The organism is Streptomyces sp. 2-1 (assembly GCF_048564895.1).
Taxonomy (GTDB): Bacteria; Actinomycetota; Actinomycetes; order Streptomycetales; family Streptomycetaceae; genus Streptomyces; species Streptomyces phaeochromogenes.
The window spans coordinates 4,609,951-4,636,157 of record NZ_CP183383.1; the positions used below are offsets into that span (position 1 = coordinate 4,609,951).

Annotated in this window: 20 protein-coding genes; 9 read left to right on the forward strand and 11 right to left on the reverse strand. The window is 70.5% G+C overall.

All coding sequences use genetic code 11. From position 1 onward, the window contains the following. Positions 1 to 75: 75 nt before the first annotated feature. The 4 genes from ACN20J_RS20135 to ACN20J_RS20150 all read right to left on the reverse strand — a co-directional run bounded on the left by ACN20J_RS20135 (position 76) and on the right by ACN20J_RS20150 (position 4,292). Positions 76 to 246 (reverse strand): Trm112 family protein, encoded by a 171-nt coding sequence (locus ACN20J_RS20135; protein WP_079053628.1) that lies wholly within the window; start codon positions 244 to 246, stop codon positions 76 to 78. Positions 247 to 533: 287 nt separating this feature from the next. Then, positions 534 to 1,898, reverse strand: coding sequence for a phosphomannomutase/phosphoglucomutase (locus ACN20J_RS20140; RefSeq protein ID WP_361993812.1), 1,365 nt, complete (start codon positions 1,896 to 1,898; stop codon positions 534 to 536). Positions 1,899 to 2,025: 127 nt separating this feature from the next. Next, entirely contained in the window at positions 2,026 to 3,642 is a 1,617-nt protein-coding gene (locus ACN20J_RS20145) for an L-lactate permease (protein WP_189845016.1), read from the reverse strand. A gap of 227 nt (positions 3,643 to 3,869) precedes the next feature. Beyond that, positions 3,870 to 4,292, reverse strand: a complete 423-nt coding sequence (locus ACN20J_RS20150) for a DUF3499 domain-containing protein (protein WP_189845017.1) — start codon at positions 4,290 to 4,292, stop codon at positions 3,870 to 3,872. A 365-nt stretch (positions 4,293 to 4,657) separates the two neighbouring features. Here ACN20J_RS20150 and ACN20J_RS20155 point away from each other — a divergent pair, with 365 nt between their 5' ends. Next, entirely contained in the window at positions 4,658 to 5,110 is a 453-nt protein-coding gene (locus ACN20J_RS20155) for a metallopeptidase family protein (protein ID WP_079052828.1), read from the forward strand. A 65-nt stretch (positions 5,111 to 5,175) separates the two neighbouring features. Here ACN20J_RS20155 and ACN20J_RS20160 read toward each other — a convergent pair whose 3' ends face one another. The 3 genes from ACN20J_RS20160 to ACN20J_RS20170 form a co-directional block, all read right to left on the reverse strand. Beyond that, on the reverse strand, positions 5,176 to 6,696 hold the full coding sequence (locus tag ACN20J_RS20160; RefSeq protein ID WP_419666468.1) for a DUF5719 family protein: 1,521 nt from the start codon (positions 6,694 to 6,696) through the stop codon (positions 5,176 to 5,178). Beyond that, positions 6,693 to 10,358, reverse strand: a complete 3,666-nt coding sequence (locus ACN20J_RS20165; protein WP_189845019.1) for a glycosyltransferase family 2 protein — start codon at positions 10,356 to 10,358, stop codon at positions 6,693 to 6,695. Before ACN20J_RS20165 ends, ACN20J_RS20160 begins: the two co-directional genes overlap by 4 nt. A 226-nt stretch (positions 10,359 to 10,584) precedes the next feature. Next, on the reverse strand, positions 10,585 to 10,848 hold the full coding sequence (locus ACN20J_RS20170) for a WhiB family transcriptional regulator (RefSeq protein WP_053723761.1): 264 nt from the start codon (positions 10,846 to 10,848) through the stop codon (positions 10,585 to 10,587). Between the two features lie 744 nt (positions 10,849 to 11,592). Between ACN20J_RS20170 and ACN20J_RS20175 the strand changes: the two genes are divergently transcribed. The 4 genes from ACN20J_RS20175 to ACN20J_RS20190 all read left to right on the forward strand — a co-directional run bounded on the left by ACN20J_RS20175 (position 11,593) and on the right by ACN20J_RS20190 (position 15,636). Continuing rightward, the gene (locus tag ACN20J_RS20175) at positions 11,593 to 12,096 is read left to right on the forward strand and encodes a cysteine dioxygenase (RefSeq protein ID WP_189845020.1); all 504 of its coding nucleotides are present in this window, start codon (positions 11,593 to 11,595) and stop codon (positions 12,094 to 12,096) included. Between the two features lie 41 nt (positions 12,097 to 12,137). After that, positions 12,138 to 13,097, forward strand: a complete 960-nt coding sequence (gene cofD, locus ACN20J_RS20180) for a 2-phospho-L-lactate transferase (protein ID WP_419666469.1) — start codon at positions 12,138 to 12,140, stop codon at positions 13,095 to 13,097. Between the two features lie 44 nt (positions 13,098 to 13,141). Beyond that, the gene (locus ACN20J_RS20185; protein ID WP_419668915.1) at positions 13,142 to 14,506 is read left to right on the forward strand and encodes a coenzyme F420-0:L-glutamate ligase; all 1,365 of its coding nucleotides are present in this window, start codon (positions 13,142 to 13,144) and stop codon (positions 14,504 to 14,506) included. 113 nt (positions 14,507 to 14,619) lie between these two features. Continuing rightward, the gene (locus ACN20J_RS20190; RefSeq protein ID WP_419666470.1) at positions 14,620 to 15,636 is read left to right on the forward strand and encodes a DNA-3-methyladenine glycosylase family protein; all 1,017 of its coding nucleotides are present in this window, start codon (positions 14,620 to 14,622) and stop codon (positions 15,634 to 15,636) included. Between the two features lie 222 nt (positions 15,637 to 15,858). On the opposite strand, the gene ACN20J_RS20195 is transcribed toward ACN20J_RS20190, so the two are convergent. Both ACN20J_RS20195 and ACN20J_RS20200 read right to left on the reverse strand, forming a co-directional pair. Next, positions 15,859 to 16,941: a sugar phosphate nucleotidyltransferase gene (locus tag ACN20J_RS20195; protein WP_419666471.1), complete on the reverse strand. Its 1,083-nt coding sequence runs from the start codon at positions 16,939 to 16,941 to the stop codon at positions 15,859 to 15,861. A gap of 167 nt (positions 16,942 to 17,108) precedes the next feature. Then, complete coding sequence (locus tag ACN20J_RS20200; RefSeq protein ID WP_419666472.1) at positions 17,109 to 18,806, reverse strand: peptidoglycan recognition protein; 1,698 nt, start codon at positions 18,804 to 18,806, stop codon at positions 17,109 to 17,111. A gap of 128 nt (positions 18,807 to 18,934) precedes the next feature. Between ACN20J_RS20200 and ACN20J_RS20205 the strand changes: the two genes are divergently transcribed. From ACN20J_RS20205 to ACN20J_RS20220, 4 genes are all read left to right on the forward strand, one after another. Continuing rightward, positions 18,935 to 19,693 (forward strand): TIGR03089 family protein, encoded by a 759-nt coding sequence (locus ACN20J_RS20205; protein ID WP_419666473.1) that lies wholly within the window; start codon positions 18,935 to 18,937, stop codon positions 19,691 to 19,693. Between the two features lie 390 nt (positions 19,694 to 20,083). Beyond that, positions 20,084 to 21,430 carry an LCP family protein gene (locus tag ACN20J_RS20210; protein WP_419666474.1) on the forward strand — a complete coding sequence of 449 codons (1,347 nt, stop codon included), beginning with the start codon at positions 20,084 to 20,086 and terminating at the stop codon, positions 21,428 to 21,430. Positions 21,431 to 21,688: 258 nt separating this feature from the next. Further along, entirely contained in the window at positions 21,689 to 23,434 is a 1,746-nt protein-coding gene (locus ACN20J_RS20215; RefSeq protein WP_361922471.1) for an LCP family protein, read from the forward strand. 137 nt (positions 23,435 to 23,571) lie between these two features. Continuing rightward, entirely contained in the window at positions 23,572 to 25,215 is a 1,644-nt protein-coding gene (locus tag ACN20J_RS20220; RefSeq protein WP_361922474.1) for an LCP family protein, read from the forward strand. A 72-nt stretch (positions 25,216 to 25,287) separates the two neighbouring features. On the opposite strand, the gene ACN20J_RS20225 is transcribed toward ACN20J_RS20220, so the two are convergent. Together ACN20J_RS20225 and ACN20J_RS20230 are read right to left on the reverse strand one after the other, a co-directional pair. Beyond that, a complete protein-coding gene (locus ACN20J_RS20225) occupies positions 25,288 to 25,719 on the reverse strand; it encodes a hypothetical protein (RefSeq protein ID WP_361922477.1) in 432 nt (143 codons plus the stop codon). A gap of 43 nt (positions 25,720 to 25,762) precedes the next feature. Next, positions 25,763 to 26,179 (reverse strand): hypothetical protein, encoded by a 417-nt coding sequence (locus ACN20J_RS20230; RefSeq protein WP_361922480.1) that lies wholly within the window; start codon positions 26,177 to 26,179, stop codon positions 25,763 to 25,765. Positions 26,180 to 26,207 lie beyond the last annotated feature (28 nt).

A 26,207-nucleotide genomic window follows, 5' to 3' on the forward strand; every position in this document is an offset into this window, starting at 1 on the left:
CGGTTCTTCCTTGGGGCTCGGCCTTGCGGGTCGCCTTGGCGGCGGGCCCTGTGCGGGTCGCCTGGGCGGCGGGCCTTATGCGGGGCGGCGGGCCTCGTCCACGAGGAGGACCGGGATGTCGTCCCGGACGGGGTAGGCCAGGCCGCAGTCCTGGCCGGTGCAGATCAGCTCGGTTTCCTGCTCCTTGAGGGGGGCGTGGCACGCCGGGCAGGCGAGGATCTCCAGGAGGCCGGCTTCGAGCGGCATGGCGGGTCCCTTCGGGGGCGGGGTGGTGCGGTGATGTGGCCTGGTCAGGGTACCGCTGTGGGTGGGCGGGCGTCGGGGGAGTTCGCCCCCGCCGCCCCTACCCATTCCCGTCACTTTCCGGGGGCTGCGCCCCCAGACCCCCGCTATCGGCCTGAACGGCCTCGTCCTCAAACGCCGGACGGGCTAAAACTCAGCCCCTCCGGCGTTTGAGGAGCGGGGGTTCGGGGGCGGAGCCCCTGAGTAAGTGACGGGAATGGGTAGGGGCGGCGGGGGCGAAACCCTTGGCCTCAGCCCCTGATGATCGCCAACGCCTCGTCCCGCACCTTCGTCATCGTCGGCTCGTCGCGTGCCTCCGCGTTGAGGCGGAGGAGCGGCTCCGTGTTGGAGGGGCGGACGTTGAACCACCAGTCGGTGGCGGTGACGGTGAGGCCGTCGAGTTCGTCGAGGGTGATGCCCTCGCGGCCCTCGTAGGCGGCCTTGATCGCGGCGAGGCGGCCGGCCTGGTCGTCGACCGTGGAGTTGATCTCGCCGGAGCCGGCGTAGCGGTCGTACTGGGCGACGAGGGCGGAGAGCGTGCCCTCCTGGCCGCCGAGGGCGGCGAGGACGTGGAGGGCGGCGAGCATGCCCGTGTCCGCGTTCCAGAAGTCCTTGAAGTAGTAGTGCGCGGAGTGCTCGCCGCCGAAGATCGCGCCGGACGTGGCCATCTCGGCCTTGATGAAGGAGTGGCCCACGCGCGTGCGGACCGGCGTGCCGCCGTTCTCGCGGACGACCTCAGGGACCGACCAGGACGTGATCAGGTTGTGGATGACCGTGCCCTTGCCGCCGTTCCTGGCCAGCTCGCGGGCGGCGACCAGGGCCGTGATCGCGGACGGGGAGACCGGCTCGCCGCGCTCGTCGACGACGAAGCAGCGGTCGGCGTCACCGTCGAAGGCGATGCCGAGGTCGGCGTCCTCCTCGCGGACGCGCTTCTGGAGGTCGACGATGTTCGCCGGGTCCAGCGGGTTCGCCTCGTGGTTCGGGAACGTGCCGTCCAGCTCGAAGTACATCGGTACGAGGGTCAGGGGCAGCCCGGCGAAGACGGTCGGGACGGTGTGTCCGCCCATGCCGTTGCCCGCGTCGACCACGACCTTCAGGGGGCGGATGGCGGTCAGGTCGACGAGGCCGCGCAGGTGGGCCGAGTAGTCCTCCAGCGTGTCCCGCTGCGTGATCGTGCCCGGTGTCGCGTCCGAGGCCGGGGCTCCGGAGTCGATCCAGGACTCGACCAGTTCGCGGATCTCCGAGAGGCCGGTGTCCTGGCCGACCGGGGCGGCGCCGGCGCGGCACATCTTGATGCCGTTGTACTGCGCCGGGTTGTGGGAGGCCGTGAACATCGCGCCCGCGAGGCCGAACGCCCCCGACGCGTAGTACAGCTGGTCCGTCGAGCACAGCCCGATCTCGGTCACGTCGACGCCGCGCGCCGCCGCACCGCGCGCGAAGGCCCGCGACAGACCGGGGGACGAGGGGCGCATGTCGTGCCCGGTCACGATCGCGTCGGCGCCCGTGACCTGCACGAAGGCCGCGCCGAACAGCTCGGCCAGCGTCTCGTCCCACTGGTCCGGGACCACCCCGCGTACGTCGTACGCCTTAACGAGCTGCGACAGATCAGCGGTCACGGCCAACCTTCCTTGAGTCCTCAACGGTGGCCCCAAACTACCCGTACGAACTGACACTCGGGTGTGCGGGACCCGGGAGGGCACATACGGACATCGCGCACGGACCTCCCACGGACTACGCAAGGGCTTACGGAAGCATCCATTCCAGGACGGGCGAGCTCTGTCCGACGACGATCAGGCACATGACCAGCAGAAGTCCGAGGCTCCATGGGAGCACCTTGCGCAGCAGGTCTCCCTCGCGGCCGGCGAGGCCGACCGCCGCGCAGGCGATGGTGAGGTTCTGCGGCGAGATCATCTTGCCGAGGACGCCGCCGGAGCTGTTGGCCGCCGCGAGGAGCTCCGGGGAGAGCCCAGACTCACGGGCCGCGGTCACCTGAAGTGCGCCGAAGAGCGCGTTGGCCGAGGTGTCCGATCCGGAGACCGCCACGCCGAACCAGCCCAGGACGGGCGACAGGAAGGCGAGTCCCGCGCCGGCCGCCGCCACGAAGTGGCCGATCGTGGCCGCCTGTCCGGAGAGGTTCATGACGTAGGCGAGCGCCAGGACGGATGTCACGGTGAGGATCGCGAACCTCAACTCGTGGACGGTGGCGGCCCATTCCCTGACCGCCACGCGCGCGTGCACCCCAAGTACGACGGCCGTGCACACCCCGGCGAGCAGTACGAGCGTGCCGCCCGTGGACACGATGGGCCAGGTGAAGACGTTGCCGCCGACGGGGTCGCCGTCCGCGTTCGCGACGTTCAGGAACGGCCAGTCGAAGGTGCGGGTCGCCTTCGCCAACTGGTCCTTCACCACCGGGATCTGGGCGATGGAGAAGATCACGACGATCAGCGCGTACGGCGAGTAGGCCCGCAGCACCTCGGCGCGCGGGTCCTCCTCGTCCAGGTCCTCGCTGCGTACGCCGGTCAGGACCGCGGCCCGTACGGGCTCGGCGGCGGGCTTGCGCGCCTGCGGCACCGCCATCAGCGCGCCCGCTCCGGCCAAGGCCGCGCCGATGTCGGCGAGTTGGGCGGAGATGTAGTTGGAGGCGACGAACTGGGCGACGGCGAAGGCGAATCCGCACGCCACGGCCGGGATCCAGGTCTCGCGCAGACCGCGTCGCCCGTCCACCAGGAAGACGAGCACCAGCGGCACCACCAGGGCGAGCAGCGGGGTCTGACGGCCCACTACGGAGGCGACGGAATCCAGTGGCAGGCCGGTGACTTGAGCCAGTGTCACGACCGGGGTGCCCATAGCGCCGAAGGCGACCGGCGCGGTGTTGGCGACCAGCGCGACCACCGCGGCGCGGACCGGGTCGAAGCCGAGCGCGACCAGCATGACCGAGCAGATCGCGACGGGCGCGCCGAAGCCCGCGAGGGCCTCCAGGAGCGCGCCGAAGCAGAACGCGACGACGAGCGCCTGGATGCGCGGGTCGTCGGAGAGTCGCCCGAACGAGCGGCGCAGGATGTCGAAGTGCCGGGTGCGGACGGTCATCCGGTACACCCAGAGGGCGTTGACGACGATCCACAGGATGGGGAAGAGGCCGAACACGGCCCCCTGGGCGGCGCTGGAGAGCGTCTGGCCGACGGGCATGCCGTACGCGAGCCAGGCGACCAGGGCCGCGGCGGCGAGGCCGATGAGGCCCGCCAGGTGCGCCTTCATCCGGACGCCGCCGAGCAGGACGAGCACGATGACTAGGGGCAGGGTCGCGACGAGTGCGGACAGGCCGAGCGAGTCGGCCACGGGCTCGAGTTCCTGGATGTACACGGAGCCTCCCCGGATTCCGCGATGCGGAAAGCGATTTCTCACGGGCGGGGGAATGGTCGTGTCCGCGACAAGCTCACGTCAATGGTCGTGCGTCACCGAGTGAAACGTGCACCGAATGCGCACGGGGTGAAGTCCCGTGCACGGGACGGATTGAAGTCCCGTTCGCAGGACGGAGTGAAGTCCCGTTCGCGGGACGGGGGTTCGGGAAGGGAGTTCAGGAGTCCGGTTCAGGAGTCCGGCGAGCGCAGCACCCGGAGGTGGCCGCGGCGGGCGACCTCCATCGGGTCCGCGCCGCGGGCGTTGCCGCCGCCCGCCTGTGCGGTTCGCTGCTGCGGACGGGCCGCCTCACGCACGGCGTTGGCGAGCGCCTCCAGGTCGTCACCGCTGGGGCGGGAGGGAGCGGAGGCGTCCGCGAGCCGGACGACCTCCCAACCGCGAGGCGCGGTGAGGCGCTCGGAGTGCTCGGCACAAAGGTCGTAGCAGTGGGGTTCGGCGTAGGTGGCGAGCGGGCCGAGGACCGCGGTCGAGTCGGCGTAGACGTACGTCAGCGTCGCGACGGCGGGACGGCCGCAAGCGGTGCGCGAACAGCGACGTACAGGGCTCACGATGTTGGACGGTACCGCACTCTTGAGCGGGCCGCGACGACTCACCCCCGGGTCACTCCACCGTGTCGTGGTGTGACCCCTGACACAGGTGGTTCCTGGTGCGCCTTGTTGACCTGCGGGTACGGGTGTTGGCGAAATTTCGGACGGATCCAGGAGCGGTCCCGAGTTGGTGCGAAAGCTGTCAATTGCCGTTATTTCTGTGGTCCTAGAGGCATATGGAAACGAGCCCAACCTTGGCTGGAATGGTCATCAAGTGGCATACGCGGTTGGCGAGTCGCTGCCGGTGGTGGGCGCTGGTCGCGCCGTGGGGCGGGAGCCGCGGGACGCCCCGGCGCCGCTCCCCCGAGGGGGTGACCGCCGGTGGACACGTGCAGGCGGGAGAAGGGTCTGGGGACTACTCTTCGTCAGTGATGGACAACCCCGTACCGCCCCGTGCCGCCGAGCCCAGGCCCCGTCGTCGTGATCGACACGGGCGGGGGATGCGTGGCCCCGTGGCGCCGCCGCAGGTACCCCTCTCGGCGAGCCGGGGCGAGGTGTTCGCGGATCTGGTGCAGGACTCCGTGGAGCGGCTGGAGCGGCGCTGGCCGCAGCTCGCCGACATCGAGTTCCTGGTGCTGGAGGTGCCCCGGCTCGACCCGGCCCGCGACGAGGGCTGGGCCGACGAGACGGTACCCCTGGGGGGCACGATCCCGGCGCGCGAGGGCAGGCCCTCCCGTGTCGTCGTCTACCGCCGCCCGGTCGAGATCCGCACCAAGGGGCGCGACGAGCGGGCCGCGCTCGTGCACGAGGTCGTGGTCGAGCAGGTCGCCGAGTTGCTGGGGCTGACTCCGGAGACGGTGGATCCCCGGTACGGGGAGGACTGACCGCACTCCCTCAGGCGTGCGGTGTCCTGCTTCCGCAGCACGGCGTCCTTCCGCAGCGCGGCGTCCTACTTCTGCAGCACCGAGAGGTCCTGTGCCGCGTCCGGTACCTCCACCGTTCCCCGGTCGTCCGGCAGCGTCTGCACCGTGAACATCGGTACGCCGCCACTGGCCTCTTCGAGCATGCGCGCCGCGTAGACGGGACCGCCGGACTGCGGCTCGACCGTGAGGGCGTACGTGCCCTTGAGGCCGCCGGGGACCGGCAGCTCGACGTTCTGGGTCGTGCCGCCCTTGATCGTGTACGTCTTCGACGCGGCCGTGCCGCCGCCGCTTCCCGCGGAGGCCGTGACCTTGACCTTCGCGGCGCGGCCGGGGGCCACCAGGGAGAGCGTGGAGCCCTTGGCACGGTTGTCGGCGGCCGTCGCGCGCGTGTCCACCGGGCCGGTCGCCGGGATGAACGCCGTCTCCTGCTTGTCACCCTTGCCGCGTGTGACCTTGAGGGCCGCGACGACCGGGGTGGGCCGCCCGGTCGGCGTCAGCATCAGGGAGCCCGCCTCGCCGCGTGTGACGTCACCGAGGTCGATCGCGGCGGTCATGCCGGCCTTGATGTGCAGCGTCTCGTTTCCGGCGGGGGTGATCGGCCCGTTCGGGGAGGCGAGCCGCACCTTCAGGTCGGCGTCGGCGTCACCGGGCGCGAAGGCGACCAGCCGTACGGAGGTGGCGTCCTTCGGGATGCCCGGCAGGACGAGGCTGCCCGCGGGGTCGGTCGAGGGGCCGAGCCAGTCGCCGCCGAGCTGGTCGTCGATGGCCTGGACGGCGGCGGCGACCCGGCCGCTGCGGACCGTGACATGCACGGTGAGGTTGGTCTGCGGCTCGTCGACGAGCGTGGACAGCAGCACCGCCTCGCTGGAGTGCGGCGGGATCTGGATGCCCTCCCCCACCGTCGACTTGAGGGCGCCGTCCTTGCCGTACAGCTCGATGTCGGCGACGGCGGCGGAGTCGTCCGGGTTGGTCAGGTGCGCGTAGTCCGTGCGCTCCTTGGCGGTGCTGGCGCCCGGGAACCAGAACTCCGTGTCCGGAGCGGTGCAGTTGGTGCCGAGCAGGCCTCGGCCGCTGCCCGCCGCGATCTCCGTCGTCTCCTGGACGGTCCAGCCGGGCGCGAACCTGCCCTCTGCAGTACCGACCAGCGCGGGAGACTCGGCGCCGGATGCCTCGCCGGTGACCGGCTTGCCCGGCTCCTTCGGCGTCAGGACCGCCTTCTCCTTGCCGTCCTTGTTGTCGTCGTCCTTCTTGTCGTCCTTGGACGCGTCCGTCTTGCCGTCCGCCGATTCCTCGCCCGCCGCCGTGAGTTCGGCCGCGCCGTCGTCACCGGTGCCCTCCGCGACGGGAGTGAAGGACGTGTACGCGGTCTCCGCGAGGTCCGAGGTGCTGGGAGCCGGGCAGAGCAGGCTGGTGCGCTCCACGGGCAGCTGGGCGGCCGCCTTCGCCGTGTCCGTGCCGGAGGTGTCCGGCTCGGACATCGAGGCGAATCCGGTGACGGCGGCGAGCGCGGTCACGCCGGCGATCAGGGACACGGTGGTGCGGTTCACTGCTGGCTCCCGTCGGGGCGCTCACTGTCGGTGCCGTGCGGCGGCTGCTGGTGCTGGTCCGGGTCGTACGCAGGGTCGTAGCCCTGGGAGTACGTCTGCGCCGGGTCGTACGCCGCGTTCCCCGTGCCGTACGTCGCGTACGGGTCGTACTGGCCCGTCTGGTACGGGTCCGCCTGGTACTGCTGCTGGTCGTAGGTGCCCGCCGGGTACTGCGGGGCGCCCTGGTACTGCTGCTCGCCGCCGTAGGTGCCGTACTCGGCGCCCGCGTACGTCGTCGTGTCCCATTCTCCGTAGGTCTGCTGCTGCGGGACCTGGGCGGGGACCGGGGCCTCCTCCGACGGAGGAGGCGTGGACGGCGGGGCGTCCGGAGCGAACTGGTCGGGCTGGTCCGTCTGTTCGGCCTCCGCCTGGGCGCGCAGCCTGCGGGCCCTGCGGCCCTCGCCGGAGACGGCCTGGGCGGGGACGACGGGCTCCTCGGGGAGGTCGTCGTCCACGTCACGGCGGCGGCCGGGCAGGGCGAGCACCACGAGGACGACGGCGAGCGCGCCCTGCGCCCACAGCCATCCGGTGTGGCTCATCGGGGCCTCGAAGGTGACGTCCAGCCGGCCCGCGGTGGCGGGCAGCTCGAAGCCCTGTGCCCAGCCGTCGACCGTGGTCCTGGTGAGCGGCTTGCCGTCGAGGGTGGCCGTCCAGCCCGGGTCTGCGGTGTCGGCCAGGCGCAGGACGCGGCCGTCTGCACCGGCGGGGATCTTGGTGTGCAGTTCGACGGGACCGGCGGCGATGGGCTGCGGGTCGCCGGAGCCGGGGACGATGGCCGCGCGGGCCACCTGCCGGTCGACGCGCCACAGGGCGCTGCCGTCCTGCTGGCTCAGCCGGCTCAGGCCGGGGGTGGCGTCCAGGACGCGGCTGACCTCGCGGGGCGCGCCGCCGCGCACGAGGACGTACCGCACGGCGAAGCCGCCGAGCTGGTCGGCCTGGTCGGCGCCGGAGCCCGCCACGAGGTTCGCGACGACCTTGTCGAGCGGCTTGTTCTCGCCGTCCGCCGCGGCCAGTTCGGCGTCACCGAGGCGGGCGCCGGAGCCCCGGACGAGCATGTAGCCGACCTCGGCCGGCGAGGCGCTGTCCAGGACGAGGGTGCGGGCCTGGTCGCGGGTGCCGCTCTCCTCGGCGACGAACGCGGGCACCTGGACGGGATCGCGGCGCTCCAGGGGCCCGTCCGCGCCGCGGATCATCCACCCGGCGGCGACGAGCAGGGGGCCGGCCGCCGCGGCGAACGCGATGAGCACGGCGAGCGGCTGGCGCCAGCCGAAGCTCTGCTCGGCCACGCGCGAGCGGGCGCCGTCGGCACCGAGCGCGGCGGCGGCGAGGAAGGCGAGGCCGTAGACGAGGGTGGCCGGTCCGGCCCAGGTGGAGCTGTTGGACAGGACGGCGAAAACGAGCGCCACCAGGCCGGCCGCCCAGGCGGTCCAGATTCCCAACTGACGCTCTGTACGCACCAGCGCGGCCACTGCGGCGCACACGATGCCGATGAGCATCAGCCCGCTGACGGTCCCGGGGCCGCCCGGGCTGCCGCCCAGCAGGTCGAGCGCGGAGGCCGCCCCCGACCCGTACTCCATGCCGGCCTCCTGGAAGAAGCCGAACGGCAGCAGCGTCAGTGACCAGGGGGCGAGGACGAGCAGCGGGGTGCCGAGCTGCGCGAGGAAGCGCGGCCCGTAGGCGGTGATCTCGCCGCGGCGCACGACCAGCAGGGCGACGCCCAGCACGAGCGCGATGGGCCACACGATCGGCGTGAAGGCGGTGGCGAGGGTCAGCAGCAGCGCGTACGCCCAGGTGGCGCGCCAGCTGCCGCGGGCGGTCTCCGAGGCGAGGCCACTGGCCGCGATGCCCGCGCGCGCGATGAGGGGCAGCAGCACGGCGAGTACGGCCGTGCCGATGCGGCCGCCCGCGAGCGCGCCGGTGGCGGCGGGCAGGAAGGCGTACGCCACGGACGCCCAGGCGCGCAGCAGGCGTGACTGGACGAGCGGCCGGGAGGCGAAGTAGGCGGTGAAGCCGGCCAGCGGCACCGAGCCGACCAGCAGCACGGTGACGGCGAGCCCGGTGGAGCCGAACAGCAGGCTCGCGAGCATCGCGACGAGCGCGAGGTACGGCGGCGCGGACTGGGTGCCACCGGCGCCGACCGGATGCCAGGCGTCCAGATAGCGCGACCACAGCTCGGAGGAGTCGGCCGGGGCGGGCAGCAGCGCGCCGCCGGAGAGCGCGCCGCTGCCGAGGAGTTCGCGGCAGGCGACGAGCGAGATGAGGAGGAGGGCCACGAAGAGCATCGGTCCCGGCTTGCGGGCGACGCGCTTGAGGCGGGCGAACTGCTCGACCTCCAGGAAGTCGGCGTCGTCACCGCCGGGCCCGGACTCGACGGCGCTGCCGTGCCGTCCCGCCGCGTTCAGCTCCGGGTCGGAGCTGCCCGTGAGGTTGCCCGCGGCCTGTTCGATGGTGGCCCGTACGGTCGCGCCGGGCGGCGGGAACAGCGGGCGCAGCTCGCCCTTGTCGACCTGGGGGCGGCCTCGCCTGCGCCGGCCCGCGAGGATGCGCTCCGGGCGCAGCAGTGTCCCCAGGAGGCCGCGGATCTCGTCGACCGCCTGTCCGGGGACCTTGCCCACGAGGTACGCGACCGTGCGCAGCAGCGTGCCGATGACGAGCCGTACGAGGATCCAGGGGAGCGCCGCGCTGCGGCTGTTGACGAGGAGGGTGTAGACCGCGCCGGCCTTGTCGACCTTGTGCGGGGAAGCGGAGGTGCGGCCCACGCAGTCGACGGTGCGCCGCTCGCGGGAGGACGCCTCGGCGTGCCGCACGACCGCTTCGGGGGCGACGAGGACGCGGTGGCCGGCGGCCTGGGCGCGCCAGCACAGGTCGATGTCGTCACGCATCAGGGGCAGCCGGCGGTCGAAGCCGCCGAGCTCCTCGAAGACGTCGCGGCGGATCAGCATGCCTGCGGTGGACACGGCGAGCACGGGCCTGACGTGGTCGTGCTGGCCCTGGTCCTGCTCGCGCCGGTCGAGGCCGGTCCAGCGACGGCCGCTGTGCGCGATGGTGACGCCGACTTCCAGAAGCTGTCTGCGGTCGTACCAGCCACGCAGCTTGGGGCCGATGATCGCGACTTCCTTGCCGAGCTCCCGTTCGTTCTCCACGACCCGCAGCAGCTGGGCCAGGGCGTCGGCCTCGGGGGCGCAGTCGTCGTGCAGGAGCCACAGCCACTGCTCGGGCTCGCCGTGGGGCAGTTCCGGCATGTCGTACGCGTCGTCGCGCCACGTGCGGGTGACCGGGTCCCAGCCGCTGGGGCGCTTGAGGTACGGCAGGTCGTCCGGGGTCAGCACGCCGGCCGTGCGGGCGGCCTCCTCGACGGCCTGGCCGAAGCCGGTGCGCCGGGCGAGGTGCAGCACCCGGTCGGCGCCGAGGGCGTCGGTGACCAGCCGCGCGGAGTCGTCCGCGCTGCCGGTGTCGGCCGCCACGGCGTTCTGTACGGGGCGTTCCTGACCGAGCAGCCCGGCGAGGGCGTCGGGGAGCCAGCGGGCACCGTCGTGCGAGACGAGCACTGCGGTGACCACGTGCCGTGGGAACTCGGGCGTGGCAGTGTCGTACTGACCTGCCGAATGGCTGTGCACGGACATCGAGGTACGGGCCCCGGTTCGATGGACTGCGGTGGACGCCTGTGCCCCCAGAGGACAGCGGGGCGTCTCGGACGGAGGCCCACACTAACGGCTGGGCAGCAGAGCGGCCCGCCGCCTGTGGATAACCCACCTGCGACGGGCCGTTCGTTACGTATCGGAACGTAGGGGTGTGCGCCGTTCGGTCGGGCGGCGCACAGCCGGCGATCAGGTCGTGATCAAGCCACGATCAGACGGCGGCCTTCTTCAGGCGGCGCCGTTCACGCTCGGACAGGCCGCCCCAGATGCCGAAACGTTCGTCGTTGGCGAGTGCGTATTCGAGGCACTCGGAGCGGACCTCACAGGCGAGGCAGACCTTCTTGGCCTCGCGGGTGGAGCCGCCCTTCTCGGGGAAAAAGGACTCGGGGTCGGTCTGCGCGCAGAGCGCCCGCTCCTGCCAGCCGAGCTCCTCTTCGGCCTCGTCGACCAGCAGTTCCTGAAACAGCTCGGTCATGTGCGCCCCTCGTCCGTCTCGCGTCCCCGTGATGCTGCCGTTACCGATTTCGGCTGAACGACACGAGTGAAATTACAAGTGTGCCGATCCGGGCCAGTCAAGCCGAGATCTGCTATTGGGCCCCTTATTCACTCTGCGGAACCAAGGCTTTGCGGAAAGTGTTCAAATCGGCATAAACCCTGACAGCCGAATAGGGACCCGGCCGGGCTCCGTCTCCGTGCAGGACCTGTACGAAGAAGGACGCTCAGAAGTTCGATCTCGTTCCTGTACGGACGACGAAGCGAACCGGATCACATGTGGATCACACGGATGCCGCATGGATCGCTGGATCGCGACGAGGTTCGTGCGCCCGGTTGTGCGCCATGTGTCCTCGCAAGCTCCTGCACAAACCTTTCGCCACAGAGATGAACCGGATGAGGTGAAACATCGCCCACATACCGGACATCAAGTTGACAGTCCGAGTGTGAACCGGTGTCCTAGTGGGCATGCTCGCGAACTTGGCACTCACCTCGACCCGCACCGCCGGGTCCCTCGGTGCTGCCCACGCTCGCTGTAGCTGTTTCTGTTGCTGTCACAGCTGTTGAGCCAACCGCGCTCCGGCTGCCGCCGAGTCCACTGACCAGGACCCGGCCGCTGGTCCCCTCGCCCGTACCAAGGGCACACCTCATGCCCGCGACCCGGGCGGACGGTACGTGACACCCCAGTCCTCCAGCACTCTCTTCCGCCGAGGAACCCACCGCACCCATGAACAGCGACAGCGACCTCCAGATCGCCGGCGACATCCTCGAAGTACCGCACCTCCTCCAGGCGCCGCGCGAGCACCCGGCCACGGTGGCCGACTTCGTCGGCCTCGCCCGCTCCATCGCCGCCGACCGCTCCCAGTGGGAGCACCTCGTCGAGTACGACGCCACCTCCCGCTGGTACCACCGGCTGCGCACCGGGCCCGGCTACGAGGTGTGGCTGCTCTCCTGGGTGCCCGGGCAGGGCAGCGGGCTGCACGACCACGGCCGCTCCTCCGGCGTACTCACCGTCCTGGAGGGCGCGCTGACCGAGCGCACCGAGCGGGGCACGCGCGCGTTGGGCGCGGGCGCTCAGCGTGTGTTCGCGCCCGGGTACGTGCACGAGGTCGTCAACGACTCGCTCGATCCGGCCATAAGCCTGCACGTGTACTACCCCGGGTTGACGGAGATGCCGATGCACGCGGTGCGGTGCGCGGCGGAGTCCGGGACTGTGGCCGAGGTCTCGTAACCGGCTGACGCGTTGTCGTAGCCGCCTGCAAGACTGAATGCATGCGCATTGTGGTTCTGGCAGGCGGCATCGGTGGTGCACGGTTCCTGCGTGGTCTGAAGCAGGCCGCGCCGGACGCGGACGTCACGGTCATCGGCAACACCGGGGACGACATCCACCTCTTCGGGCTGAAGGTCTGCCCGGACCTCGACACGGTGATGTACACCCTCGGCGGCGGTATCAACGAGGAGCAGGGCTGGGGGCGGACCGACGAGACCTTCCACCTCAAGGAGGAGCTCGCGGCGTACGGGGTCGGGCCGGAGTGGTTCGGGCTCGGCGACCGGGACTTCGCGACGCACATCGTGCGGACACAGATGCTGAGCGCCGGGTATCCCCTCAGCGCCGTCACCGAGGCGCTCTGCGACCGGTGGAAGCCGGGCGTCCGGCTGATCCCCATGTCGGACGACCGCATCGAGACCCATGTGGCCGTCGAGATCGACGGCGAGCGCAAGGCCATCCACTTCCAGGAGTACTGGGTGCGGCTGCGAGCCTCCGTGGACGCGTACGCGGTGGTGCCCGTCGGCGCCGACCAGGCCAAGCCGGCGCCCGGGGTGCTGGAGGCGATCGCCTCGGCCGACGTGATCCTCTTCCCGCCGTCCAACCCGGTCGTCTCCGTCGGCACCATCCTCGCCGTGCCCGGCATCCGGGAGGCCATCGCCGAGGCGGGCGTCCCGGTGGTCGGCCTCTCCCCCATCGTCGGTGACGCGCCCGTGCGCGGCATGGCCGACAAGGTCCTCGCGGCCGTCGGCGTCGAGTCCACGGCCGGCGCGGTCGCCGAGCACTACGGCTCGGGACTTCTCGACGGCTGGCTCGTCGACACCGTGGACGCCGGGACGGTGGAGCAGGTCACCGCCGCCGGTATCCGGTGCCGGGCCGTGCCCCTGATGATGACCGACCTGGACGCGACGGCCGAGATGGCCCGTCAGGCGCTGGCGCTGGCGGAGGAGGTGCGGGGCGCTTGAGCGACGACGATCTCAGGAGTGACGAGTTCGGGGGTACGGGGCACATGAACGACGAGGTTTCCGCGAGCCCGGCTCCGGCTCCGGCCGGGGACGAAGGGCTGCCGTCGGGCGTGCCCGGCTTCCGGGTCTGGGCGCTGCCCGGACTGCCCGAGGTACGGCCGGGGGACGATCTCGCCAAGCTGATCGCGAGTACAGAGCCGGGTCTTGTCGACGGGGACGTACTGCTGGTCACCTCGAAGATCGTGTCCAAGGCCGAGGGGCGGATCGTCGAGGCGGCGGACCGGGAGGCCGCCATCGACGCCGAGACCGTGCGGGTCGTCGCGCGGCGCGGGCCGCTGCGGATCGTGGAGAACCGGCAGGGGCTCATCATGGCCGCCGCCGGCGTCGACGCCTCCAACACGCCCTCCGGGACCGTGCTGTTGCTGCCCGAGGACTCCGACGCCTCCGCGCGCGCGATCCGCGACGGGCTGCGGGACGCGCTCGGGGTCGAGGTCGGGGTCGTCGTCACGGACACGTTCGGGCGGCCCTGGCGGACCGGGCTCACCGATGTCGCCATCGGGGCCGCCGGAGTGCGCGTGCTCGACGATCTGCGGGGCGGCACGGACGCGCACGGGAACCCGCTCAGCGCCACCGTCGTCGCCACCGCCGACGAGCTCGCCTCCGCCGGTGACCTGGTCAAGGGCAAGGCCGCCGGCCTGCCTGTCGCCGTCGTGCGCGGATTGCCCCACGTGGTGGGCACGAGCGGCGAGGACGAAGGGACGCGAGGCATGGTCCGGAGCGCGCACGACGACATGTTCCGGCTCGGCACCTCCGAGGCCGTCCGGGAGGCCGTCACCCAGCGGCGTACCGTACGGGCCTTCACCGACGAGCCCGTCGACCCCGATGCCGTACGGCGTGCGGTGGCCGCAGCCGTGACCGCGCCCGCACCACATCACACGACGCCCTGGAGATTCGTACTCCTGGAGTCGGCCGAGTCGCGGACGCGGCTGCTCGACGCCATGCGGGACGCCTGGGTCGCCGATCTGGAGCGGGACGGGAAGAGCGAGGAGTCCATCGCCAAGCGCGTGCGGCGCGGGGACGTGCTGCGGGGCGCGCCTTATCTCGTCGTGCCGTGCCTCGTCATGGACGGGTCCCACACGTACGGGGACGAGCGGCGGGACGGGGCCGAGCGGGAGATGTTCGTGGTCGCCGCGGGCGCCGGGGTGCAGAACTTCCTCGTCGCGCTCGCCGGGGAGCGGCTCGGGTCCGCGTGGGTGTCCTCGACGATGTTCTGCCGGGAGGTCGTGCGGGACGTGCTCGGGCTGCCGGAGGGGTGGGATCCCATGGGGGCCGTCGCGGTCGGGCATGCGGCGGAGGAGCCGAAGGCTCGGCCGGAGCGGGATGCGGGGGCGTTCATCGAGGTGCGTTGAGCGCCGACGGGGTTCTGTGAAGGTCCCGGACGCCGCGGGTGCGGTGCGGGACTTTCGCATCCCCCCTAGTCTCGTACGGCATTACCGAGCGCCCCAAGCCCTAGGACCCCATCGTGGCCGGACGTTTTGATCCTCGGCCGACGCGTACGACCGTGCGCGGCGGGCATGTCGTCGTGCCCGGGCAGGCGGGCCGGTCTGCCGGACTCGGCGGGCGTACGCGGACGTGGGTGCCGCCGTGGCCTCTGGATCTCGGGCTCGTGCTCGGGCCGTTGCGGCGGGGGCCCGCCGATCCGACCTTCCGGACGACGCCCGACGGGGCCGTGTGGCGGGCCAGCCTCACGCCGGTCGGGCCCGGGACCCTGCGGGTGTCCGTGCGGGCGGGGGTCGTCGAGGCGGAGGCGTGGGGGCCCGGGGCCGAGTGGTTGCTGGAGCAGTTGCCCCTGATGCTCGGGGAGTCGGACGATCCCGATGCCTTCGAGCCGCGGCATCGGCTGGTGGCGGTGGCCCGGCATCGGCGGCCCGGGTTGCGGCTCACACGTACGGGGCTGGTGCTGGAGTCGTTGATTCCGTCGGTTCTTGAGCAGAAGGTCACGACGGACGAGGCGTATCGGGCCTGGCGGTTGCTTGTGCGGAAGTACGGGGTGCCTGCGCCTGGGCCCGGGCCTCTGGTGGGTCGGGGTGGGGGGATGTTCGTGATGCCCGAGCCTCGGGTGTGGGCGTTGATTCCCTCGTGGGAGTGGCATCGGGCCGGGGTCGACAACAAGCGGGCGTCGACGATTCTGCGGGTCGTTCGGGTGGCTCGGCGGATGGAGGAGGCCGTGGGGTTCGAGGCGGGGCGGGCCCAGGAGCGGCTTGAGGTGGTGGCGGGGGTGGGGCCCTGGACCTCGGCGGAGGTTGTGCAGCGGAGTCATGGGGCGGCGGATGCGGTGACGGTCGGGGACCTGCACCTTCCCGGGATCGTGGGGTATGCGTTGGCCGGGGACCGGGATGCGGATGACTCCGTCATGTTGTCGTTGTTGGAGCCTTATGCGGGGCAGCGGCATCGGGCTGCTCGGCTGATTTTGTTGAGTGGGCGGACTCCGGCTCGGCGTCAGCCGCGGATGCCTCGGGGGGATATTGGGCGGCTTTGAGTTTCCTCGCCCCCGCCGCCCCTACCCATTCCCGTCCCTTTTCAGGGGCTCCGCCCCCGAACCCCCGTATCGCGCTGAACGCGCTCGTCCTCAAACGCCGGACGGGCTGAGATGTGCCTGGACCGGGCTGAAGAGTGCGGCCTGCTCAAGAAGTGAGCCTGCGCCAGATTGCGTGCGCAGGCTCTGCTCCCCCCTTGGTGAAGCCAGTTGGTTCAGGTGGTGTTACTGGTCCGATGAGAAGCGGAGTGCTGCCGCTGGGATTTGGGCGTCGCACCAGATGCGTACGCCTTCTCGGAGTTCGTTGTCGGGGCCTACCGAGGCGCCGTCGCCTACGACGGCGCCTGTGAGGATCGAGCGGGCTCCTACGTGGGCGCGGGCGCCGATCAGGGAGTCGGTGATGACCGCGCCGGGGGCGATGACCGCGCCGTCGAGGATGGCGCTGCCGGAGATGCGGGCGCCCTCGCCGACGGTGGCGCCGTGGCCGACGACGGTGCCGCCGGTCAGTTTGGCGTCGGAGGCGACCGTGGCCGACGGGAGGACCAGGCGGTCCCCGCAGCGGCCCGGGACGGCCGGGGACGGAGCGCGGCCGAGGACCAGGTCGGCCGAGCCGCGTACGAAGGCTCCCGGGGTGCCCAGGTCCAGCCAGTAGGTGGAGTCGACCATTCCCTGGAGGTGGGCGCCGGAGGCGAGGAGCTCCGGGAAGGTCTCCCGTTCGACCGAGACCGGGCGGCCGACCGGGATCGCGTCGATCACCGAGCGGCGGAAGACGTACGCGCCCGCGTTGATCTGGTCGGTGACGATCTCCTCGGGGGTCTGGGGTTTCTCCAGGAACGCCTGGACCCGGCCCGCCGAGTCCGTGGGGACCAGTCCGTACGCCCTCGGGTCCGTCACCCTCGTGAGGTGCAGGGAGACGTCCGCGCCCGACGACCGGTGCGTGCTGATGAGGGCCGGGATGTCCAGGCCCGTCAGGATGTCCCCGTTGAAGATGAGGACCGGGTCGTCGGGGTCCGATCTCAGCCGGGAGGCCACGTTCCGGATGGCGCCGCCGGTGCCGAGGGGCTCCTCCTCGGTGACGTACTCGATGTGGAGCCCCAGCGACGAACCGTCGCCGAAGTGGGGCTCGAAGACCTCGGCCAGATAGGACGTGGCGAGCACGATGTGCTCGACCCCCGCCGCTCTCGCCCGTGCCAGCTGGTGCGTGAGGAACGGTACCCCGGCCGCCGGAACCATCGGCTTCGGCGTGTGCACCGTGAGGGGGCGCAGCCGTGTGCCCTTGCCGCCGACCAGGAGGATCGCTTCTGTCACCTGTCGTCTCTGCTTCCTGATGGGGCCGGTCGAACTGTCTTTCGACCGGCCAGTGTATGCAGACCGTTTCGATGGCTGTGGGGCGCCTCTGGGGGAGGTATGGCTGTGGGGAGCCGCCGGGGCTGGGACCCCGGCTTGCCGGGCTCACCCTTCCCGCCGACCGGACCTCATCGTCCCTGGTAGCGGGCCGAAGTCACACGGGCCGTGCCGAGCTTCGCGTAGAGTCGGCCGCCCGGGCATTCGGTGGCGAAACCATCCCGGTGACCGGAGATTACATTGAGTCGTACGTTCTTTCCTTTTCGGTAGAGATTTCCGCCCCCGGACTTGAGGTAGGTCTTGCCCTTCGGGTTCGCTCCGAAGAGGCCGAGCTTCCACGCCGTGAGCTTCGCGATCGCCTTCACCGCGGCGGCGGGCGGGTTCGAGGCACCGAAGCTCCCGAGGACCGCGATCCCCATGCTGTTGGTGTTGAAACCGAGAGTGTGTGCGCCCATGACCGGCTTGGCCACGCCTCCGGCCCGCCCCTCGTAGATGTTTCCGCACTTGTCGATGAGGAAGTTGTAGCCGATGTCCCGCCAGCCGCTGCTCTTCACGTGGTAGCGGTAGATACTGCGGATGACTGAAGACGCCTGCGCGCAGCGGTAGTTGTTGCCCGACGCGGTGTGGTGGACGAAGGCGGCCTTCACGGTCTTCGTGTAGCTGAAGTTCCGCTCGCGGAGCGTCTCGTCGGCACCCCAGCCCCGGCGGGTGACGATGCGCGGACGTGCGCCGATGTACGGCTTCACGCGCTGGTCCGCCCCCGTGTCCGCCGCGTCGTCGGGGCCGATCGTGCCGGTCTTGCCTGTCGTACCCGGCTTGTCCTTCACGGCCGGCTTGTCCTTCGCGCCGCCCGGCTTGTCCTTCGCGCCCGCCGCTTCCGCCGTCTCGCCGCGGGTCGCGACCAGGTCCGCCTCCGTCTGCTTCTGGCTGAGGGCGGGGATCGCGGTCGCGCCGAGCGGGGCGAGGTCGGCGTTGACGGCGGAGGAGGCCGCGGCCTCGGGGGACAGGACGTTGCCCCGCGGGGTGTCCACTCCGGAGGCCTGGCCGGGCGGGGGCTCGGCGGTCGGGTCGACGCCGGGGTCGATCAGTTCGATGTGCAGGCCCCTGGGGAGGGGGTCGCCGGCGACGGCCCGACCGTCCGCCTCCGGCCTGCCGTCCGCCTCCGCCTGGACGCGGACCTCCACACCGTCCGAGTCGCCGACCCACAGGGGGGCCGTGGATCCCCGCACCCGCCCGGAGGTGCGCTCCGCCGTGTCCGGGTCCGCCGCGTGCTCGTGGTTGTGCGTGTCCACGTCCTGCCAGACGGACCACTTCGCGGTGCCGCTCGCGCGGGTACGGACCTGGACCCGACCCTGGAGTTCCGTGTCCGGGTTGTCCCAGACGACGCCGACGAGGGAGAAGTGGCGTACGTCGCGGCGCGGGAGGCCTTGAGTGGTGGCGGGGGTGGAGGCCGGGGCGGACGTGGGGGGCAGGGTGCGGTCGCTGGGGGGTGGGGTGAGGGGCGCGAGGGGGAGGGACTGGGTGCTGCCGGGGATCGATCTGTCGGTCGCGGAGCCGGCGGGGGCGAGGGCTGGGGCTGGGGCTGGGGCGGCGGCTCCCGCGGCTGTCCCGGCCGACGTGGCGTTCTCGGCCGGCGTCTTCGAGGTGCTCGGCGTTTCCGGTCGGGCCCTGGCCGTCCGGTCGGATGCCGGTCTGTCCGGTGTCGCCCGGTCGGTGGTCGGGCTCTCGGCCGCCGGGGGTGCGGCCACGGCGTCGGTGGACAGGGCCAGGGGGAAGGCCAGGGCGGCCGCACACGTGACGGCGATCGAGGAAGCAAGATATCCGCGCATGCCCCTGATCCTGGACATAGTCATACTTATCTGTCCATCTGGGATTTGACGGACCGTCGGCCCGACTCCGCCGAACCGGTGGCCCTCGCTCACCCGCCCGGGCGGGTGTCCGCGTACCCTTGCGTCCCGTGAACGCCACCGACCGCACCCCTGCCGACCTGCTGCGATCCGCGCTCGCCACGGATCCCGCGCGCCCCCTGGTGACCTTCTACGACGACGCCACGGGTGAACGTGTCGAACTGTCCGTGGCCACCTTCGCCAATTGGGTGGCCAAGACCGCCAACCTGCTCCAGGGCGAGCTGGCCGCCGAGCCCGGTGAGCGGGTCGCGTTGCTGCTGCCCGCGCACTGGCAGACGGCGGTGTGGCTGCTCGCCTGTTCCTCCGTGGGGGTCGTGGCGGATGTCGGGGGTGATGCGGGTGCCGCCGACCATGTGGTGGCCGGGCCCGGGCAGTTCGAGACCGGGCTCGCGTGTTCCGGGGAGCGGGTGGCGTTGTCGCTCGCGCCGCTCGGGCGGCGGTTCGCCCAGGTGCCTGCCGGATACGCCGACTATGCCGTCGAGGTGCCCGGGCAGGGGGATGTCTTCCAGGCGTACGGGCCGCTGGATCCGGAGGCGCCGTCCTTGGTTGTCGCCGGGGCGGAGCTGACGGGGGCGGAGGTTGTGGAGCGGGCTCGTGCGGATGCGCCCGCGCTGGGGCTGGCTGGGCCCGGGGCCCGGCTGTTGTCCGCTCTTTCCTACGACACGTGGGAGGGGCTCAGCGCCGGGCTCTTCGCTCCGCTGGCTGTCGGGGGGTCCGTGGTGTTGTGCCGGAACCTTTCGCAGGTCGGGGAGGATGTGGTGGCGAAGCGGATCGAGAGTGAGCGGGTTTCGGCTACGGCTCGCCGCTGACCTCGCCTCCGGGGTGGCTGGGCCGGGTTTTTCGCCCCCGCCGCCCCTACCCATTCCCGTCCCTTTTCAGGGGCTCCGCCCCCGAACCCCCGCTCCTCAAACGCCGGAGAGGCTGAAATACCTCAGGCGCGCGGGGAACTGCGCAGTCTTTTAGGGGCGCGGGGAACTGCGCACCCCAGCCACGACTCACCCGCACTCGCATCCCGACCTTGCGTCCCTGCCCGTCGGGGGTCTGGGGGCGGAGCCCCCAGGAACGGGATGGGACGGGTAGGGGCGGCGGGGGCGAGGAAACCCCCGTCCCCCATTCAGCCCACCCCCCGAAGCCCCCCGCCCCCTCCCGGGCCATGGTCGTAGGAGTAGGTCCGTACGCCATGAGGGGTGGACTCAGACGTGAGCGACGCCGGAGGGACGCACGGTGCGGCACGGGCCCCGGTCGGGCCCGGGGTCGGTGCGTCTCCCATCGGGGCCGGGGTCAGGCGGCGTCGGCGGCGATGGCTGCGGTACATCGCGATCGGCGTCGTCGTGGTCGTGGTGGGCGCCGCGGGAGCCGGCTGGGTGCTGTACGAGAAGCTGAACGGCAACATCACGTCGGACGACGACACGGCCGCCGAACTCGCGCGGTACGAGAAGGAGCGCCCGACCTCACTGGCGCGCGACGCGCAGAACATCCTGCTGATCGGGTCGGACTCACGGTCGGGGGACGGGAACCAGAAGTACGGGCGGGACTCCGGCACCGAGCGGTCCGACACCACCATCCTGTTGCACCTCCCGGCGAACCGGCGCAGCGCGACCGCGGTCTCCCTCCCCCGGGATCTGATGGTGGACGTGCCGAGCTGCCGCCGGCCCGACGGCAGCCGCACCTCGCCGACGTTCGCGATGTTCAACCACGCCTTCCAGAGCGGCGGTTCGGCGTGCACGATCCGTACGGTCGAGAAGCTGACCGACATCCGGATCGATCACCACATGGTCGTGGACTTCCACGGCTTCAAGGACATGGTCGACGCCGTCGACGGGGTCGTGGTCTGCCTGAAGGAGCCGATCGACGATCCCGCCGCCAAGCTCCGGCTGCCCGCCGGCAAGGTGAAGCTCAACGGCGAGCAGGCCCTCGGGTACGTACGCGCCCGCAAGACCATCGGCGACGGCAGCGACACCGACCGGATGGACCGCCAGCAGCGCTTCCTGGGCGCCCTCGTCAACAAGGTGCGCAGCAATGACGTACTGCTGAATCCGGCGAAGCTCTATCCGGTGCTGGACGCGGCGACCTCGTCGCTCACCACCGACCCGGGCCTCGCGAGCCTGCGGGGCCTGTACGACCTGGTCCGGGGCATGCGCAACATCCCCACCGAACGTGTGCAATTCCTTACGGTGCCGCGGGAGTCGTACGCCTACAACGCCAATCGTGACCAGCTCGTGGAGCCCGCGGCGGAGAAACTCTTCGAACGGCTGCGCATGGACGCACCGTTGGAGGTGTCGAAGGAACTTCCGGAGGATTCCGGCACAAAGAGGAGTGGCTCGGAGCCGGTCGGCAACGGGGACGCGTACGGCGATTCGCACAACTACGAGCCCTATGACGGGAGTTATGAGGAGAGCGGGGAGGAGCGGGGTGCGGGCCTCGACCAGGAATTCGGCCAAGATGACGGCAAATCGGGCGCAAAGCGGCCCGAGGACCCCTCGCTGACACCGAGCCCCGCGCCGACTTTCCGCGGGAACACGGCAGCCGAGGACGCCTGCGGTTAACGCCCGAACAGGCCTCTGAGTAAAGAGCACACCAAGACGGGGAACGTACGTTCAAAGAATTGGGTGGATTGCCCGGTTGTAGGGAAGTGGAATTTCTCACCGTCGTCGCTGTACGCCGAACTGGGCGGATAGTGTGAGCGATCCGGTGCACCCGGTCCTGAGGTCTGTCCTGAGGTCGCGCACTGGTTGGACCGACTGACCGAGCGTCTTTTGAGGGGGAAAGACGCCGCGTGGCCCCGACGGAGGACTCAAGCAACCGTGGACGCGCAAGGCCGTGGGCGGGCGGACGATATCGATCCCGCAGACCAGTGGGTACTCAACCCCAATACCGGTGACTACGAACTGCGACTGCAGAGTTCCGCAGAGCAGCGGGCGGTGCCGGGCCCCCGCGCCGGGAGAGCCGCGGGTACCACCGCGGTACCCCCACGTGGGCGTACCGCGCCGGGCCGGGAGCGCCGGGGCACTCCAGAGGAGGCACCGGACCCAGGCGTCCCAGGACCGCGCAGACGACGCGCGCCACAGGCCCCTCCGCCAGGTCGGCGCAAGGGCGGGCCGAAGAAGTCGAAGGCCAAGAAGATCTTGGTTTGGACGGGCGGCACGATGGCCTTCCTGCTGGTCGGGGCGAGCGTGGGCGGCTACCTCTACTACCAGCACCTCAACAACAACATCACGTCCGTCTCCGACGACGGCGCGGGCACCGGCGGCTTCAGCAAGGACCGGGCGATCAACATCCTGCTGGTCGGCACGGACAAGCGCACCGGTAGCGGGAACAGCGGCTACGGCGACTCCGGAAGCGCCGGGCATGCCGACACCACCCTTCTGCTGCACGTCTCGAAGGACCGTACGAATGCGACCGCGTTGAGCATTCCGCGCGACCTGATCACGGACATCCCGGACTGTCCGACGGAGCAGGAGGACGGCACGACCAAGGTCATCCCGGGTCAGCAGGGCATTCGCTTCAACAACAGCCTCGGCCAAGAAGGACGGACGCCCAGCTGCACGATGCGGACCGTCACCGAGCTGACCGGTATCAAGCTGGACCACTTCATGATCGCCGACTTCAACGCGGTCAAGACGCTGACCTCGGCGGTCGAGGGCGTCGATGTCTGTCTGGCCAAGGACATCAACGACCCGGATTCCAAGCTCAAGCTGTCCAAGGGCGAGCACACCATCGAGGGCGAAGAGGCGCTCGCCTTCGTCCGGACCCGCCATTCCGTGGGCTTCGGCGGCGACCTGAGCCGGATCGAGCTCCAACAGCAGTTCCTCAGCTCCCTGATGCGCAAGCTCAAGTCGAAGGGCACCCTCACCAGCCCGACGAAACTGGTGAAACTGGCGGAGGCGGGCACCAAGGCGCTGACCGTCGACTCGAAGATCAGCAGTATCACCAAGCTCCGTGATCTGGGCTTGGAGCTGGGGAAGTTCGACATGAAGAACCTGTCCTTCACCACGGTTCCGGTCGTCGACAACCCGGCCGAGAAGGTCAAGGCGACGGTCGTCCTCAAAGAGGCCCAGGCCAAAGACCTGTTCGCCCTGATCAAGGACGACGTGTCGCTCACCGCGGTGAAGCAGAAGGAGAAGAAGGAGAAGGCAGCCGTGGCCGCCCGGCTCAAGGGAACCAAGGCCGACGCCTCCGAGGTGCGCGTCAGGGTTCTCAACGGCGGCGCTCCCGCGGGGTCCGCACAGGAAACCCTCAATTGGCTGCAGATCGACGAAGGCGTGACCAAGTCCGAGAACGCGGGCAACGCCGGGGTGACGCTGCAGAAGACAACTGTCGAGTACGCTCCCGACCAAGCCGATCAAGCACGCAGGCTCGCCGACCTCATGGGTCTGTCCGGGGCGGCGATGAAGCCGGGCAAGAGCGTGACCAACTCTCAGGGCCTGCCCGCGATCACGCTGACCCTGGGAGAAGATTTCAAGGGGGCGGGGGTTTCCTTGACCACTCCGTCGACGGCGCCGGGGGACGTCGAGAAGTCCACAGCGGACAAGGTTGAGTGTGCCAAGTGACCTAACGGGTCCGTCACGCGTCTGACAGGACGCGAGTGCATCCTTCAGGGCGCCAGTGCGTCTAACAAGACGCGGGTGCTCCGGAAGGGCACGCGACGGGCCCGTTTGTCAGGTACAGGGGTGGGAGGGGCAGGGAGATGGTAGGGAGCAGTGTGCGTGGGGAGGGGACGAGACCACGCGTCCGGCGTGACGGGGAACCCGGCTGGGACGACAGTCCGCGCGACCCCGGTGAGGCAGGCGGCTCCGGGGGAGATCCGCACAGCGGAGGACGACATCGCGGGGGCGGTGATACAGCGGCTCCGCGGCGCAAACGCCGGGTGCTGCGCTGGTCCGCGACAGTGCTGGCGGTACTGATACTTGGCACCGCAGGGACCGGTTATCTCTACTACGAGCACCTCAACGGCAAGATCAAGAAGGACGATCTCAACCTCGGGGACACAGAGATCGCCAAGCCGAAGCCCAACGCGGCCGGCCAGACTCCTCTGAACATCCTGCTCATCGGCTCCGATGCGCGGGACTCGAAGGAGAACCAGAAACTCGGCGGCGCCAAGGAGACGTTCGGGGCGACTCCACTCGCCGATGTCCAGATGCTGCTGCACGTGTCCGCGGACCGCAGCAACATGTCGGTGATCAGCATGCCCCGCGACACTTTGGTCCAGATCCCAAAGTGCACGGATCCGGACAATGACAAGGAGTACCCGGCGAGCAACGGCCGGGCGATGACGAACCAGAGCCTCGGTCACGGCGGGCCCGGCTGCACGGTGGCCACCTGGCAAGAGCTCACGGGTATCCACATCGACCACTTCATGAAGATCGACTTCGCGGGTGTGGTGTCGATGGCGGACGCCATCGGCGGGGTCCCGGTGTGCGTGGACGCCAACATCCACTCGCTCGACAGCCAGGGCCACGGCTCCGGTCTGAAGCTGAGGGAGGGCAAACACCCGGTGAAGGGCAAGCAAGCCCTGCAGTGGCTGCGTACCCGCTATGGCTTCGAGGACGGCAGTGACCTCGCACGCGCCAAGGCGCAGCACCAGTACATGAATTCGATGGTCCGCGAGCTGCGCGAGAACGCCACCGTGACCAACCCGAACAAGCTGCGGAAGCTCGCCGAGAAGGCCACCGAGGCCATAACCGTCGACCCGGGTCTCGACACCGTCAAGAAGCTCTACGACCTCAGCAACGAGCTCCGGAAGGTGGAGCCGAAGCGCATCACGATGACCACGATGCCGAACCGGTACGTCGGCGCGCGCGTGGAGCCCACGGAGGACGCCGAGAAGCTCTTCCGGCTGGTGCGCGAGGACATCGCCCTGGACGGCAAGGACAAGAAGAAGGAGACCGGCACCAAGGTGTCGAAGGATCCGGCGGCCGCCGACGGCGAGATCGCGGTCCAGATCCAGAACGGCACCCGTACCGACACCCTGGGTGCGGCCAACGGCCGCGCGAGCACCGTGACCGGACTGCTCGTGCAGAAGGGCTTCACCAGGGCGGCCGCCGACACGAGTGTGATCCTCAGTGAGGACAAGACGGTCGTCCGCTACCCGAGCGCGGAGCTGGAGGGCGACGCCCAGGCAGTCGCCAAGTCTCTGGGGATTCCCCTGAGTTCGGTGGAGAAAACGACGAACGTCTCCGGCGTCACGCTCGTCGTCGGCGCGGACTGGCGCGAGGGCACCGCTTACAAGGCTCCCAAGGAGGACGACTCGACTCCGGAGTCGGCCGAGGCCCTCAACGGCGCGGACGACAAGGCCTGCATGCATGTGAACCCGAACTTCACCTGGTCCTGACGCAGACGGGCCCCTCCCCTGCCGGGGAGGGGCCCGCACCGGGTCCAACAGGTCCTACGGGCCGGCATCGGCTCAGCGGAAGCGGAAGGACGCGTTCTCGTTGTAGGTGTTCACCAGCTGCCCCTTGGAGTTCGGGGCACCGACGTCGTACGCACCGCCGTAGTTGGAGTTGAAGTACGAAACTCCGGACTTGTTCGCGGTGTTGGCCCAGGACGCGGCGTTGTTCTTCACACTCTGTCCGACACCGGCCGTCCCGAGGCCCCAGTCCGCGAAGTTCATCGGAAGCCCGGTGCCGTTGTAGTCGCCCCAGTTGGGGACGTTCTGCCGGGTGCCGGTGGCCCCGCCCTTCTGGCCGGAGTTGTAGTAGAGGCAGAACATTCCTTCGAGCACCCCGCCACAGATGCTGGATCTGGACGCGGCCTGGGCCGGAGTCGCCGTGGTGAAGACGCCCATGGTGCCGGCGGCGAGCACGCCACTGGCGACAAGCAGCGATCGAATACGCATGGTCACTCCTGTAGGGGGTTTTCGGGCTTTGCCACTACCCGGTTCAGCGCCAGCGGAAGGAGGCGTTGTTGTTGTAGGTGTTGGAGAGGTTGCCCTTGTCGCGCGGCGGGGCGACATCGGAGGCGCCGGCGTAGTTCGAGTTGAAGTACGAGACACCGGTCTTGCTGTCGTGGCTGTTCGCGTAGGACGCGGCGTTGTTCTTCACGGGCGTGCCCACACCGTTGGTGCCCTGGCCACCGTTCGAGAAGTTCCAGTTGGCCCAGTTCGCGATGTCGTGGTACGTGGCGGTCCAGCCGCCCTTCTGGTCGGAGTTGTACCAGAGGCAGTAGTCGACATCGATGACGCCGCCGCACAGGCCGTCGGGGATGCTGTCGGCCTGTGCGGGCGCGGCGGTGGCGAGCATGCCGAGGGCCCCGGCGGCCGCCAGCGCGGCAGTGAGTGCGGAGGTACGGATACGCATGGGATGGGTGTCCCTTCTGTCCTGCGGA

Excerpts from the sequence above, each read along its gene's own strand:
- ACN20J_RS20135 (WP_079053628.1), bottom strand. The coding sequence starts at position 246 with ATGCCGCTCGAAGCCGGCCTCCTGGAGATCCTCGCCTGCCCGGCGTGC.
- ACN20J_RS20155 (WP_079052828.1), top strand. The coding sequence starts at position 4,658 with ATGGACAACCCCGTACCGCCCCGTGCCGCCGAGCCCAGGCCCCGTCGT.
- ACN20J_RS20165 (WP_189845019.1), bottom strand. The coding sequence starts at position 10,358 with ATGTCCGTGCACAGCCATTCGGCAGGTCAGTACGACACTGCCACGCCC.
- ACN20J_RS20170 (WP_053723761.1), bottom strand. The coding sequence starts at position 10,848 with ATGACCGAGCTGTTTCAGGAACTGCTGGTCGACGAGGCCGAAGAGGAG.
- ACN20J_RS20175 (WP_189845020.1), top strand. The coding sequence starts at position 11,593 with ATGAACAGCGACAGCGACCTCCAGATCGCCGGCGACATCCTCGAAGTA.
- cofD (WP_419666469.1), top strand. The coding sequence starts at position 12,138 with ATGCGCATTGTGGTTCTGGCAGGCGGCATCGGTGGTGCACGGTTCCTG.
- ACN20J_RS20185 (WP_419668915.1), top strand. The coding sequence starts at position 13,142 with ATGAACGACGAGGTTTCCGCGAGCCCGGCTCCGGCTCCGGCCGGGGAC.
- ACN20J_RS20200 (WP_419666472.1), bottom strand. The coding sequence starts at position 18,806 with ATGCGCGGATATCTTGCTTCCTCGATCGCCGTCACGTGTGCGGCCGCC.
- ACN20J_RS20220 (WP_361922474.1), top strand. The coding sequence starts at position 23,572 with ATGGTAGGGAGCAGTGTGCGTGGGGAGGGGACGAGACCACGCGTCCGG.
- ACN20J_RS20225 (WP_361922477.1), bottom strand. The coding sequence starts at position 25,719 with ATGCGTATTCGATCGCTGCTTGTCGCCAGTGGCGTGCTCGCCGCCGGC.
- ACN20J_RS20230 (WP_361922480.1), bottom strand. The coding sequence starts at position 26,179 with ATGCGTATCCGTACCTCCGCACTCACTGCCGCGCTGGCGGCCGCCGGG.